Here is a 14,805-nt window from a genome sequence, read left to right on the forward strand (position 1 = left end):
AAAAAACCAGTGCATTGCACTGGTTTTTTATTTGTGATTTAAACAGCAAGCATACTATTTAAAGTTTCAGATACATTTTTAGATTTCACGATAGGTTTCAATGCTTCGAGTTTCGCTTTGACTTCGGCTTGTTGAGGTTGGGCTAACGTGTACCAACGTGACAAAAGTTGTAACAAACGTGAGCCTACAATCGGATTCTTTTCGTCCAAATATTGAGCCAACTGAATAATGTGATCTACCCCAAAACTCCAAGTATTCACAGGGTTTGAATTTAAACCACCAGTTACAGCACGGATTCGATTAGGTACTTTAAGATCGTAATCAGCATGTGATGTCAGTTTTTGAATCGTCTCTGCTGTCGCTTTCGGATGAGCTGCTTGGATCATAAACCACTGATCCATTGATAGAGCCTCATCTTTAAAACGCGCATAGAAATCTTCTAAAATTTCAGCAGCTTGCGGTGCATCATTCCACACCAACACTTTTAAAGCACCTAAACGTTCAGACATATTACGTGTTTGACGATACTGTTGCTCAGCTAAGTCAAATGCAGCTTCATCTCCTTGACGCGCAATAAAAGAAAGCATGATGTTCTTTAAAGCACGTGTACCCATAGCTTGGGAAAAATCTGACTGTGTTGCTGGATCTAATGATAAATAAGTTTCTTTAGCAAAATCACCTAAACGGCGAGACAAAGTATCTAATAGAGCATTACGCTTTTCATAGATCGCTGTCGGTTGATAATCGTGGTCAATACGACTACCCAAATAACCTTCACTCGGAACATCAAATAAACGTGAAGCTAACAGCGGATCTTGCTGAATTACTCTAGGTAGCGTTTTTAACATCGCTTCAATATATATGTCAGCAGGTTGGTCATTTAATAAGATGCGCTCAAGCAATGTTTGCGTCGCTTGCCACTGATTAAAGCCATTGGTTTCGTACTGTAATAAGAACGCAAGCTGTTCATCAGTATAATTAAACTCTAAATTCACGGGTGCAGAGAAATTTCGTAATAGTGAAATTACAGGCACCTTCGCCACGTTTTTAAACTCGATCGTTGCTTCATCATTCGTGAATAAGTAAACACCATCTTTGACTTGATCTTCAACTAAAGCTGAGCATTCAAGTTGAAGTTGCTCACCAGTGTGTTCATCAAACAAAGCCAAAGCGACAGGAATTGGAACCGCTTTTAAGTTTGGATATTTTGGATGTGGTTTTAAACTTTGCTTAAAGTTTAAACGATAAGTTTTCTGCTCAGCATCATACTCACCTTTGGCTTCAAGCTTAGGTGTACCCGGTTGGTTATACCAAGTTAAAAATCCTGATAAATCCACACCAGAACCTGCTGATAATGCAGCAACCCAATCTTCCACAGTCACAGCTTGACCATCATGGCGACGGAAATACTCATCCGTTCCTTTACGGAATTTTTCTTTACCTAATAAAGTCGCCATCATTCGGTTAATTTCTGCACCTTTTTCATACACAGTCGCTGTATAGAAGTTATTAATTTCTACGAAATGATCTGGACGTGGAGGATGAGACAATGGGCCTGAATCCTCAGGGAATTGGTGCGCTTTAAGTACTGCTACATCATCAATTCGTTGAACAGCAGCAGACTGCAAATCCTCAGAAAAAGATTGATCACGGAAAACGGTTAAACCTTCTTTCAGACAAAGTTGGAACCAGTCTCGGCAAGTAATACGATTACCCGTCCAGTTATGGAAATATTCATGAGCGATAACAGATTGAACACGCATAATCGCAGCATCAGTCGTGTATTCTTCATCAGCTAAAACACATGATGTGTTAAAAATATTAAGCCCTTTGTTTTCCATTGCACCCATATTGAATGCACTGGTCGCGACAATCATATAATTGTCTAAATCATAAGGTAATCCATAGTGTTCTTCATCCCAACGCATAGAATGTTTAAGTGCTTCCATGGCAATATGACACTTAGGAATATCTTTTTCTTCAGCATAAATTTCTAGAGCTACATCACGACCTTCAGAAGTGACGTAACGATCTTTTAAAACCGCTAAGTCTCCAATGACACATGCAAAGAGATAGGCTGGTTTCTTGGTTGGATCTTGCCAAATGGTATAATGACGTCCTTCGCCTACTTCACCCGCTTCAATTAAATTACCATTCGCCAGTAGGACTGGAAATTTCTTATCCGCTTCGACACGTGTTGTGAAAACAGACAGCACATCTGGACGGTCTGGATAGAACGTAATTTTACGAAAGCCTTCTGGTTCGTTCTGTGTAACAAACAGATCAGATGCTGCTTGGTATAAACCTTCAAGTTGTGTGTTTGATTCAGGATGAATTTCAACGACTGTAACGATGCATGCATCATCAGGTGCATCTTTAATCACTAACTGTTCATCATCTAGATGATATTGCGAAGAATCTAACTCTTGACCATTCAGTGTAATTGACTTCAACTCAAGCTCACGACCAAGCAAAACCAAATCACCTTCAGTCTGACGTTGCATTTTTAGTGTGCCTGTCACCATCGTATGATCGTCATAGACTTGAATATTTAAATCAATCGAATCCACGACAAATGCTGGCTTCTGATAATCTTTCAAAAAAATCGTTTGATCTGCTTCGATCACTGGATTTGCCGCGATATTCATAACTCGTCCTATAAGCTGTTCTTTACAGCGATTATGCTTTTATGTGAAGTCAATTGATCATAGGTCAAAATTGACGAATTGTCTGTGTTTGACGCTCTATTTAATATGGGTCTATTCATGTTTTTTTCAATTTAATTTATTTGTATTAACAACAGTTTGTTTCTTTATCACCCACTTCAATTATCTTGTCTATACACAATAGAAATGTAACAAAAATTCACTTCTTTATTTTCAAGCATAATTATTGCTTCAGTTTAAGAGCGGTAATCATCAAAAAACTTATAAATCATAAATGAGGTCAAATATGCTCATCAGGGACCACATAGTCAGAGTAGAAAACATCAAAACCATGCAGATGATGGATGCTGCTAAAATTGATCATCGCGTGATTGCAGCATTTTTAACCAGTGAGGGAATGCCTATTGAAACATCAGAAGTCACAGCTGTATTGAAAAACTATGATGCACTCGGAATCAAGAGATTATCTCAAAAGAAATCTCAGGTACTGATCCAAGCTAAAATGCAACATTTTTCCGATTCAGAGCTCCCTTGCCCTTTAACCTATTAAATCCTCTATCTAGGTCGATCTAACACTTGAGGAAATGATTTTCCTGTTCGATCTATTCATATATTTCACATAAGCAGGCATTCACCTGCTTATTTTATTGATCGCAACACCAGTCAGATTTGTTTTCAATACTGACTCAATCAAGCGATGTTGAACAATCGTGTGTATAATTCTTTCATCTTGAAATTAAAGTGCTGCCATGTTGCAAATTCTCCAAAAAAATGCTGATGAAAGTAGTTTCTGTCCACTTTGTCAGGCCAGTATGTACTTTATTGAAGCAGAAGAATTTGATAAAGAAATCCTATTCCATCAATGTTCCCATTGCCACCATCAAGTCTTTCAAGATGAAAACCGCAACTGCCATTGTGAGCGCTGCACAGCAAAACGAAAGAAATTGATGCAGGAAACTCGCATTCAAGAACAACGTAAGATTGCATCGAAGAATAAAGACATACAAGAACTCGATTTGCATCAACTGAGCTTTATGCACAAGTTGTTTTTACTCTCAATATTAGATCAACAAGTCCATGAGCATACCCAACATCAAGAATTCATCGATTGGGAAAATATTAAATATCATACCATTACCCCAAGTTATTTATTTCAAAATCATTTGATGAAACAACTTTTGAAAGACAATATTCTTGTCCCACGTGACTTTTCGAGTGAACTCAGTCAATACTATATTAATGTCCGTCTTGACGGCTATTCTGAGCCGAGCTTGTTTAGTATTACTCAAGCGTTACGTCAGCTCTTTTATGAAAATCTGAGCCAAGGTGTACCATTTAAAAATAGTGATGAAGTCAAAAGTGCACTCTATACTCTGTTGTACCAAGAAATTATTCAATTTGCGCAATACTACTGTCGTACTTGGGGCGTTCAAATTGCTGGAAATCAGAGTTTTCAAACCTTTTGTTTTAGATTATTAGACTCTCTTGCTGTGGGTCAAATCTATTATTTAGTTCAAACTGCGCTTGAGTATTTGCACCATCAGAAAGCACTCCAAGCCCGTAATGAAAATTTTATCAATACCAACCTTTTAAAAAAGACCTTACAGCAATATCGTGAACGTTCTTTAGCTGAAAAATGGGAAACCTCAACACTGCCAAGGCTACCTAACTTACCTTTAAGTAAAATGAGCGAAATCTTATTTTTTCATTTTCTAGGCTATGATGAATCAATCTTTTTTCAACCTGTTTGGCGATCGTGGAGTAAAATCGAGCCACGTTTAAATTTCTACTCACAAAAACGTTGTATGAATTGTGGCTCGAATGAACTTACTGTGGATTATGACGCAGATGACTATGTCAGTTTAATTTGTCGTAATTGTAATCACCAAGACCACTATTTTACACGCTAGCGAACGACTATGAATCATCCAGAAAACTTGATAGCAAATGCTCCAAAAGATATTGAGGTTCAAACCCAAGAGATTCTTAAACAGGTCATTGAAGCATGGCATCTGTTAAAAACCACTCGACCTTTAGTGCATTGTATGACCAATCAGGTTGCTGCCAACTATGTCGCAAATGTACTGTTAGCTGCTGGTGCTTCACCTGCCATGATTGATAATCCTTTTGAAGCTGAAAGTTTCGTGGGTATTAGTCAAGCTTTAAGTATCAATTTAGGGACACCTCATACAGAACAAGTTGCCGCAATGAAAATTGCCACAGAAACTGCTCACAAAAAAAATATACCTTGGGTATTAGATCCTGTTGGCTATAGTGCTGTTTTGCCATGGCGTACTGAAATTACAAATGATCTATTGCGGTTTAAACCCACCATTATCCGAGGTAATGCTTCAGAAATTGGGAGCTTAGCAGGACAACAAAATCAATCTAAGGGTGTAGACAGTACCCTCGATAGCGCTGCCGTAGTAGAACAGGCAAAAACTTTATTAGATTTCTCTGAATGTATCGCAATTTCGGGCGAATCTGATTTTATTCTTTCTAAGTCATATAGATGTATGGTTAAAATTAATGGAGGTTCGTATTTACAGCCAAAAGTTACCGCTACAGGATGCGCCTTAGGTGCATTAATTGCAGCTTATGCTGGCGTAACAAACCCAACCATTGCATGTATTGCTGCCCATGTACACTTTGCTATCGCAGGAAAACTCGCTTATACGCAGGCTCAAACTGTCGGAAGTTTTAATGTCGCTTTTATCGATGAACTCTATAGCTATTCGGCTGAAAAAATTCAAAACAGTGCAGATATCGAAATACTGACTTTTGCTGCATAACAAAAGGCTGAAGATCACTTCAGCCTTTTTTGTCTTACTTCTGAACTCTACCTTTACGATAATGCTCTTTTGGCATTTCCGCTAACTCAATGATCAATTGAACCGTTAAGCCTTGAGCATGATAACCATTAAAGCTATGAAGATACTCATTTAAGCGATCTGAAATAAGATTCTTTTGCTCTTCATTACGCCCCGTCATAATCCCTAAACGAACATGAATATAGGCTTGAGGCTCTTCGCCAAAACCAATCAGAAAATCACTATTAGCACGAATACGTGATTTGATATCAGAAGGATGCCCCACTAGACCTGTATCAAATAAAGCGTGGTTTAAGCCTAAAAGTAACGCTTGCGCATCTAAATTTTGAATATTATCCGAATACTCAACGATCATCTGTGGCATCTTAATTCCCTTTGCTTGTGTGTTAAAAAATCAATTTCAAATGCGTAACTCATTATTCAATGAATAATAAGGCTAATCTCACTTGGTCATAGCCCATACGCGGATTGGTATTTTCCACGATCGGACGCAACTTGATCGCACCATCTTCACCGAAATGTTCAGGACTCTGTCTTTTAAGTAATTTTTTATAGATTTTACGTACTTGTTCAACGACTTCATCCCCAGGATGAGCAACCGAGATATCTAACCCCTGCTCACGATGGAGTTTGCCTAAGTGGTTAATAATGGTTGCTGGCGTTAAACCACGCTCAACCGCAATATCCTGAATTTCATAACCATTTTCAAAGAGTTCGCGAGTTTCATCGAGAGTCGCGGTGGCATAATTGGCTTTGCCTGCATTTTTGGCAATTTTTTTCTCATTACGACTAATCTCAAGCTCATTGAGTGTGCCACCACAGTGCCGAATAAATGCCTTATGTTGCGCTTCTAAATCAGCATCACCAAAATGCGCTTCTGCTTCATCAGAGAGTTCTTGAAATCTTCGGTCGGCTTTAATTGCTAAACTGTCTAATTCTAATGCTTGCTCATTGAAGCCGAGCAACCTCAGACCATCAATAGATTTCAAACGAGATAAGGCGACATAGCCCTGACCCTTTTCAAAGGTATTCGCCAAATTGATTTCCGCCGCCGATAAAGTCATCCCTTGAGACTTATGAATAGTAATCGCCCAAGCTAACCGCAAAGGAACTTGGGAAAAACTCGCGATTGTCTTTCCTGCATCATTATCAACAGACCAGGTTTCAGGTTCAACCACCAGAACAATGCCGTCTGTTAATTTCACTTTAGGTAATACCCCGTGATCATCTACTTCTTCAAAGCCAATGACTTCACCAAGGCTGCCATTGATATAACCCACATCAAAATTGTTTTTTACAAACATGACTTTGGCATGTTTCTTTAAGGTCAATTCTTCTGGTGCACGTACGGAAGATTTTAATGTCTCTATTAATTTTTCATTACCATCCATTTGTGCACAAAATTGATGACCATCCCCATCAATCTCATTTAAATGACGGTAATTAATGGCATCAACATCCATATTATGGGTATACAAACGTGTAAATGTTTCACCAATATCTTGCTCACGCGTTTGTTGTAAAGCTTGAATATGCTCGGCTTGAATATTTTGTGCACGGATTGCATTCAAAATATCATTCAAGGCTGAGCCATCTTGTCGATGTTGTTCAGTTAAATAACAAACACGAAATTTCGCTTCTACCCAAGCCTGGGACATAAAACAGAATTTATCTCGATTTTTTTCGTCATTGCGTCCGACTGGTGGTAACTGGAAGAAATCTCCAGCGGCAATCACCTGTATGCCACCAAATGCTTCATCAGACTCTTTAAAAAACTTGAGCACTTGATTAACTAAATTAAGCTGCTTCGCATGTAGCATCGAAATTTCATCAATGATCAATACCTGCGCATTTTCTAAATGCTCTTTGAGATATTTACGCTCTTTCATGCGTTTTAGATCATCATCTGATAAAAAATCTTTGATCCCGATCCCCGCCCACGTATGAATGGTCATCCCATTCATGTGTGTGGCTGCAATGCCTGTAGATGCGGTAATGGCGACTGAAACTTTTCGTGCCTTAAGATAATTAATATATTGATTAAGCGTATACGTTTTTCCTGCACCCGCAGAACCTGTCAAAAAGACATTTTCTCCTGCTTTCATTAACTTCAGTGCAGTTTCTTGTTTCATATGTGCTTAACCTAATTTAAACGCTCATAGCCTAACGACATTTCATCAAAAAGTTAAGCCAAAAATCAGTCTTATGATCATGGTAACGCGTGAATACGTCAATTTAAGGCGCATCAGTTGTTGATTTGTTCAGGATCTCCAAAATTCCAAATCAACATTTCATTGACTTGATGTACAAACTCTTTGGCTTCCCTCACAACCTTTAGATCAGCAACTTCATTATTGGGCAAACGCAGTTGGTCAAAATGAAGCTGATCGAATTTAAAAAAACAACCGAGTGTCAAATGCTGTGAGGGATCATGCAAATTTGACATATGGAACGCCACATATTCACCATCAATAATTCTTTGGGTATAAGATAAAGCCAAACAATGTTTATAATTTACAGATTCTTGAATAATTTGCTCTAACTCATTCAACTCCACAAATTTCCAATTCTCTGTATACATAACTGCTTGCGGTGATACTCGTTTCCAATGACTCTCAGCATGTCGCAATTTCAAAGTCGTCAATGTATCCACATAATGTAAATGTTGATGCCAACGTATTGCTTGCTGATACCATGCGGGCCAAGTCATGTTTTTCGCAATGGTTCGATCTTGTTGAAAAAAATCAATGAGATAATCTGCGATATAAGAGTCAAAAATACTATTGCTGCGGTTATATTGAGAATTTGGATGCTTAAAGCGCTGCCTAAACTCATCTAGATTGATATGATACTGCTGCATTAAAAAATGAAAATGCGTTTGATGTTGTGTTGAAGGCTCAATAAATTTGATGATTTCATCAGGCAGATCTTTAACTAAGTCATTTAAAAACAACATATAAGACTGCATCACTTGAGAAATACGTTTAAAGACATATTTCACTGAACTCAATCCTTGCTGATCCAATGACCATAACAAGTCCAACCATTCCTTAAGATATAAAATAGAAGCCGTGAGTGGCTGTGATTTTTTAAAATCTTGAGAATTTTGTGCCTCATTCAATGCATATGAATGATGCTCAGCAGATAGTTCAAACCATGCTTGTTGCTGTGAAATACGTAAACACTCAGAAATAAATAAACGACCGATAACCTGTTCAAAATATTGAATCGAGAGTTGTATTACATGCGGATGTACTTTAGAGCAATCCACAAAACTTAAAGCGGTGACGGCCAATCGAATATTGGGATCTTTTAAATTTTCACTTACCCAGTCGATGACAAGATAATCTTGTTTAAATAACCAATTTACTGCTCTTTTGTGTATAAACAGTTGTGACTGTTGCGCTATATCTTCTACCCAATACTGCACATCTTTATTTACAAAATTTTGTTTATTGAAAATATCTTGATACTGCCAATACCCTCGTTTGATCCAACGTGTAAAACCTAATAAATGCGGTGTTTGCTCGTTATGCTGTTTGAGTAAATTGAAATCAGGCTCTAAGTCTACCAATTGAGATAAGCTAAATTGTTCTTCGAAAGAAATTTGTGCCATACGATATAACCGTTTTGGCAACATTAATTCTGCTGAAGTGCTTAACCGATCGTAAACTGGGATCAATTTTTGCACTGCAAGAAAATTATCTCCCATGACTGAATTGACCAAACACAGATGTTTAAAATTCAGTTCAACTTCCAAAGGTATTTCAGCACCAAATCGGCTGAAATTCAGCAAATGAGGTTCATCATAATACTCACTTTGCATCATGATTCGATCTAACTGCATCGCTTGCTGATCGGTCAAATTATAAAGGCATTGTTCAACACGATTTTCTCCATCGACCCATTTAAAGACTTCTTCAACCAGCATTTGACGAAATAACTGCACTTTCGTTTTTAAATATAAAGAATGATGTGAGGCCTTATGATTAAAGATAAAACTAAAATCATTGAACATAAAATCCGCAATTTTTTGAATCTCGACATTTGAGTGGGATGTATAAAATTGAATTTTATAATCATCGATACACTCAACTGTGAGCAGTCCATCTGCGATCACTAAGCTATTATTTTCCTGATCAATTACGAATAAATTTTCAGGCGTAATCGTCCATAGATATAACCACTGATCCTGAAATACGGCTTTGAGTGTATCGCAATGATCAATTAATGCCTGTGCAGTATATTGATGACGTTGCTTTGGATTTTGCGGAGGACACGCCAGCATACAGTTTGCCTAAATAAGAAAGACTGGAAGAATTTTAAAAATAACAACGATATAACTATATTATTCTATCTTAAAATGAGTTGTGCTATTCAGATTCTGTAACTTTTGTATGAGTCACATTAGCAGTTCGTATCATGCAATAATTATATGAAAATTTCTTGAAAGTACGTTTGACTCACTGCTCTGACTGTATTAAAACAATCTCATACTAAGAACTTTAGAGACAATAATGAAAACAGTGGTGATTACAGGTGCAAATACAGGAATTGGATTAGCGACAGCAAAAAAATTTGTTGAAGATGGTCATCATGTCGTACTTGCCTGTCGTAATTTGGATAAAGCTCAGAAAGCTAAAGCAGAAATCAGCACCAAAGGTCATGGTCAAATTGATATTGTAGAATTAGATTTAAATGATTTAAATCAAGTCAAATCTGCAGCACAAACTTTAAAAGAAAAATATTCACAGATTGATATTTTGGTCAACAATGCAGGTCTAATGACGCCTAAATTAGAAGAAACGGCTAATGGTTTTGAAAAACAAATAGGTGTCAATTATCTAGGACATTTTGTGTGGACAATACAATTGTTACCTTTACTTCAAAACGCGCCTTCAGGCCGTATCATTCATCTTGCATCCATGATGCATGTTCTGGGTAAAATTGACACACATCAATTTAAATTTCATTCTGTTAAAAAATATAACGGTGTACTCAGCTATGGAAATAGTAAATTAGCAAATTTACTATTTAGTCATGCCTTAGCTGAAAAGCTCAAAGGCACATCTATCACCAGTAATGCAATTCATCCAGGTGGTGTGGATTCCGAAATTTATCGCGAGCTTCCTAACTATCAATATCGCGCTTTAAAATTGTTCTTAATCTCACCCAACAAACCAGCAAATCTTATTCATCAAATTGCGTTATCACCTGAATGGTCTAAGAAAACAGGTCAATACAAAAGTTTGCAAACACCAGCTTTTCAATCTGCACATGCGAAAAATCGTAGTTTAGCTCAGCGATTGTTTGACGAGACAGAACAACTTTTAAAAGAATATTTATAGTCAATATAAACAATTTTGAATCAGGGAATGAATCAATAGATGATCGAAAAAATGAGTGCTGAGACCACGCTACACTACCAACCCGACATTTTAGGTGAAAAATTTGAGCAACATATTTTCAAATTTTCGCCTGATTATGATGGTGAGGTTATTGCAACATTAGTACGTCGTCTATCAGATATTTCATCAACTAAAGCTGTGCTGTATATCCATGGCTTTATTGATTATTTCTTCCAACAAGAAATGGCGAAAAAATTTAATGCCCAAGGTTTTCATTTTTACGCCATTGACCTTAGAAAATACGGTAGATCACTACTTCCGCATCAAAAACCTTATTTTGTGAAAGACCTAACCGAATATGATGAAGATATTCATGCCGCATTGAATGCGATTCAGAGTGAGGGAAATGAATCGGTATTATTATGCGGTCATTCTACAGGCGGTTTAACTGCCACTTATTTTTCAATTCGACACCCTGATTATCCATTGATTAAAGCAATCTGGGCCAACAGCCCATTTTATGATTTCAATATGAATGTATTGAAAAAGAAATATGCGCTTCCAATGATTGCAAAATTAGCTCAGCAATTTCCGTTGATGCAATTACCAAGTGAGTTAAATAAGTTTTACGTGAAGAGTTTGCACGAAAATTTGAACGGTGAATGGAGTTTTGATCTCAAGCTTAAACCTAAAACCTACACCAAAGTGTATTTGAGTTTTATTGGTGCTGTTGTGAAAGCACAACAGAAAATTCAATCTGGTCCTAAAATTTCAGTTCCACTCCTTGTTATGCACTCAAGTCGCACGACCAATCCCAAGAAATACAACATTGATGCTCAGACCTCTGATGTGATTTTAGATGTAAAAACGATCGAAAAATATGCAAAAGCATTACAAGGTGATGTCACTGTAATGACAATTAAAGATGGCCTGCATGATCTGGTTCTTTCAAAAAAACTGGTTCGTCAGCAAGTGTATGACCAACTCTTTGCTTGGCTTTCTTCAAAAAATCTATAAATTCTGTTCATCTAAGACCTCATTTTACTGGTCTTGATTGTTAATGTGTATTGATCAAGCTGAATGGACTTTCTCTTGGTCATACAATATTTCTATTCTTCAACCTCCCCATCTCTTCACAGACCTTTGCTACAAATCTCATTTTCACCCATTTGAAATATTATTTCTTGCTTGCTGTTTCTTGTTTTGAGCCATGGAGAAATTGGGTTGGTATTTGGTAGGTACACATCTTCTCAAGCGTGTCCAATACTGCAAACACGGTAAATATCGCCGAACACAACAATAAATGGTAAAAGGAATCTCACCATGGCTTTTAAAAATATTGCAGACCAAACAAACGGGTTTTATATCCCTTGTGTTTCACTGTTCGGACCAGGTAGTGCTAAAGAAGTTGGAAGCAAAGCTCAAAATTTAGGGGCTAAAAAAGCACTGATTGTGACTGATGCAGGTTTATACAAATTTGGTGTCGCAGATATCATCGCTGGCTATTTAAAAGAAGCGCAAGTGGAGAGCTATATATTTGCTGGTGCCGAGCCTAATCCGACTGATATTAATGTTCACGATGGTGTGGAAGCCTACAATAATAATGCTTGTGATTTTATTATTTCTTTAGGTGGTGGCTCTTCACATGATTGTGCTAAAGGTATTGGTTTAGTGACTGCAGGTGGTGGGCACATTCGCGACTATGAAGGAATCGATAAAAGTACCGTTCCGATGACACCACTTATTGCAATCAACACAACTGCAGGAACTGCTTCGGAAATGACGCGTTTCTGTATTATTACCAATACAGAAACCCATGTAAAAATGGCAATCGTCGATTGGCGTTGCACTCCACTGATTGCAATAGATGATCCTAAACTGATGATCGCAAAACCTGCAGCATTGACAGCTGCAACAGGTATGGATGCGCTTACTCATGCCGTCGAAGCCTATGTTTCAACAGCAGCAAATCCAATTACGGATGCCTGTGCTGAAAAAGCTATCAGCATGATCAGTCAATGGCTGAGTCCAGCGGTTGCTAATGGTGAGAATATTGAAGCACGTGATGCAATGAGTTATGCACAATATTTGGCAGGCATGGCATTTAATAACGCCTCTTTAGGTTATGTACATGCCATGGCTCACCAATTAGGCGGTTTTTATAATCTTCCGCATGGTGTGTGTAACGCGATTTTGCTCCCCCATGTCTGTGAGTTCAACTTAATTGCCTGCCCTGATCGTTATGCCAAAATAGCTGAATTAATGGGTGTAAATATTGAAGGATTAACCATTAATGAAGCTGCATATGCAGCAATTGATGCGATAAAAATCCTCTCTCAATCTATTGGCATTCCAACAGGATTAAAAGAGCTTTCGGTTAAAGAGGAAGATTTAGAAGTGATGGCTCAAAATGCACAAAAAGATGCCTGCATGCTCACTAACCCACGTAAAGCAGATCTCCAACAAGTCATCAACATTTTTAAAGCTGCAATGTAAACTTTTGAGTTGCTAGAGCTAAAAGAGAATCTGGATACACTTCAGATTCTCTTTTTTTTTATTCTTTGGTTCTCAATCGAATTTGGTAGTACATTACATCAGGAACAGCGGCTTTAAAATTTTGTAGGTATAAAAAAATGAGAATAAAATACGTTAACAATATGAAGAATATGCTTTAGGCCGTTGTGTTTTACTTTAATTCGGCTCAATTATGATAGTGCTGTAAAAGTTGTTGCGTTGAATAATCTTGCGGTGATAACTCCATTAAACGCTCGATTGCATCAACTGCATCAGGATTTCGTGCAATGTATTTTAAAAGCACTTCAACATCACAATAGTTAAAAATTGCTTCACTCAAACGCGAATCTAGACAATTTCGCCAAGAACATAAGAATGGGCTTTCAGTTTTTGCGAGCATTACACCATTGACCTGCTGTAAAGCTTTATCAACAAATCCAACGTCTAAAGCATTTTCGATTTGGAGGAAATCAGCTTCAATATGCGCCAGTAATTTATAGGGTCTTGAGCCTAACATTCCACCCAATAAATCTCGAAGCTGGGACATTTCAGCTTTTAAAGTTCCCATGCTTACCTTTCGCTCCCCATACAAAGCTTGATGAAGCGAATCTAAGCTAAGCCCTTGAGGACATAATGCCAATATTGTCAAAATTTCAATCTGTCTAGGGGTAACCACCAAGGTACGTCCGTTAAATATGACTTGAGGAATTCCAAAGGTACGAATAAATAAATGTTGGCGTTGATAATTCAGTAATGCTGATTGTATTAAAGATGCACAACGTTCTGCTGCGAGTAGTCCAAAACTATTGTGATGATCCCATGTCGTTGATAAATCTAATACACCAATGAGTTGCTTCGAAAATGGATCAACAATTGGCGCTGCATAGCACACCCAATCATGAATAGACTCCATATAGTGTTCATTTGAAAACACACAACTTGATTTTTCAGTTTTCAAGGTTAATGCTAAAGCATTGGTTCCAACCACTTCCTCCCGCCATTGACCGCCTTCAATAAAGTGAACACGTTCTGCAGCCTTACGCATTTGTTGACTAGCTTCCGTCCAAATAATGGTGCTGTTGATATCGCCTACCGCAAGTACCATAGATGATTGTTGTGCAACATGTTTTAACTCTTGTTCACATATTTTCAATGCTTGATTTAGGCTGTTACTTTCAACAGTACTCGTTGTGATCAACGGCGCTACCATTCGCTCTTTCGGAATTTCTGCCAACTTCGATCTTTGCCAAGACTTTAAAATATGCTGACCAAGTTGTTTCGCCTGTACAGTTGAAAGACTGATTTTTTCTCTAAGTGTTTCTATTTGTTGTCTTTGCTTGATTAGAGTCTGCATTGAGTTCATTCCTTATTATCTCAACATTTCCCAATATGCATGTGTTGTACTTATTATAGTTATAGTATTTGTTGATCAGTTGTAAACCTTCA

11 protein-coding genes are annotated in these 14,805 nt (G+C 37.6%); 6 read left to right on the forward strand and 5 right to left on the reverse strand.

Going from position 1 to position 14,805, the window contains the following annotated elements; translation table 11 throughout:
• Window positions 1-38: 38 nt before the first annotated feature.
• Complete coding sequence (gene pepN, locus BMW42_RS03225) at window positions 39-2,648, reverse strand: aminopeptidase N (RefSeq protein WP_092766387.1); 2,610 nt, start codon at window positions 2,646-2,648, stop codon at window positions 39-41.
• 304 nt (window positions 2,649-2,952) lie between these two features.
• On the opposite strand from pepN, the gene BMW42_RS03230 reads away from it, so the two are divergent.
• The 3 genes from BMW42_RS03230 (at window position 2,953) to thiM (ending at window position 5,458) form a co-directional block, all read left to right on the forward strand.
• Window positions 2,953-3,216, forward strand: coding sequence for a hypothetical protein (locus tag BMW42_RS03230; RefSeq protein ID WP_035263756.1), 264 nt, complete (start codon window positions 2,953-2,955; stop codon window positions 3,214-3,216).
• A gap of 199 nt (window positions 3,217-3,415) precedes the next feature.
• Window positions 3,416-4,576, forward strand: coding sequence for a hypothetical protein (locus tag BMW42_RS03235; RefSeq protein WP_035263758.1), 1,161 nt, complete (start codon window positions 3,416-3,418; stop codon window positions 4,574-4,576).
• A 9-nt stretch (window positions 4,577-4,585) separates the two neighbouring features.
• The gene (gene thiM, locus BMW42_RS03240; RefSeq protein ID WP_035263760.1) at window positions 4,586-5,458 is read left to right on the forward strand and encodes a hydroxyethylthiazole kinase; all 873 of its coding nucleotides are present in this window, start codon (window positions 4,586-4,588) and stop codon (window positions 5,456-5,458) included.
• Between the two features lie 34 nt (window positions 5,459-5,492).
• Here thiM and BMW42_RS03245 read toward each other — a convergent pair whose 3' ends face one another.
• From BMW42_RS03245 to BMW42_RS03255, 3 genes are all read right to left on the reverse strand, one after another.
• A complete protein-coding gene (locus tag BMW42_RS03245; RefSeq protein ID WP_035263762.1) occupies window positions 5,493-5,861 on the reverse strand; it encodes a 5-carboxymethyl-2-hydroxymuconate Delta-isomerase in 369 nt (122 codons plus the stop codon).
• Window positions 5,862-5,913: 52 nt separating this feature from the next.
• Window positions 5,914-7,629 (reverse strand): AAA family ATPase, encoded by a 1,716-nt coding sequence (locus BMW42_RS03250; protein WP_092766388.1) that lies wholly within the window; start codon window positions 7,627-7,629, stop codon window positions 5,914-5,916.
• 113 nt (window positions 7,630-7,742) lie between these two features.
• Entirely contained in the window at window positions 7,743-9,785 is a 2,043-nt protein-coding gene (locus BMW42_RS03255) for a hypothetical protein (RefSeq protein WP_092766389.1), read from the reverse strand.
• A 229-nt stretch (window positions 9,786-10,014) separates the two neighbouring features.
• Here BMW42_RS03255 and BMW42_RS03260 point away from each other — a divergent pair, with 229 nt between their 5' ends.
• The 3 genes from BMW42_RS03260 (at window position 10,015) to mdh (ending at window position 13,341) form a co-directional block, all read left to right on the forward strand.
• Window positions 10,015-10,845: an SDR family oxidoreductase gene (locus BMW42_RS03260; RefSeq protein WP_092766390.1), complete on the forward strand. Its 831-nt coding sequence runs from the start codon at window positions 10,015-10,017 to the stop codon at window positions 10,843-10,845.
• 51 nt (window positions 10,846-10,896) lie between these two features.
• Window positions 10,897-11,862, forward strand: coding sequence for an alpha/beta hydrolase (locus BMW42_RS03265; RefSeq protein ID WP_092766449.1), 966 nt, complete (start codon window positions 10,897-10,899; stop codon window positions 11,860-11,862).
• Window positions 11,863-12,168: 306 nt separating this feature from the next.
• The gene (gene mdh / locus BMW42_RS03270) at window positions 12,169-13,341 is read left to right on the forward strand and encodes an iron-dependent methanol dehydrogenase (protein WP_035263769.1); all 1,173 of its coding nucleotides are present in this window, start codon (window positions 12,169-12,171) and stop codon (window positions 13,339-13,341) included.
• 205 nt (window positions 13,342-13,546) lie between these two features.
• Here mdh and BMW42_RS03275 read toward each other — a convergent pair whose 3' ends face one another.
• On the reverse strand, window positions 13,547-14,722 hold the full coding sequence (locus BMW42_RS03275) for a transcriptional regulator (RefSeq protein ID WP_092766391.1): 1,176 nt from the start codon (window positions 14,720-14,722) through the stop codon (window positions 13,547-13,549).
• Window positions 14,723-14,805: the final 83 nt, after the last annotated feature.

It is taken from the genome of Acinetobacter sp. DSM 11652 (assembly GCF_900109815.1).
Taxonomy (GTDB): domain Bacteria; phylum Pseudomonadota; class Gammaproteobacteria; order Pseudomonadales; family Moraxellaceae; genus Acinetobacter.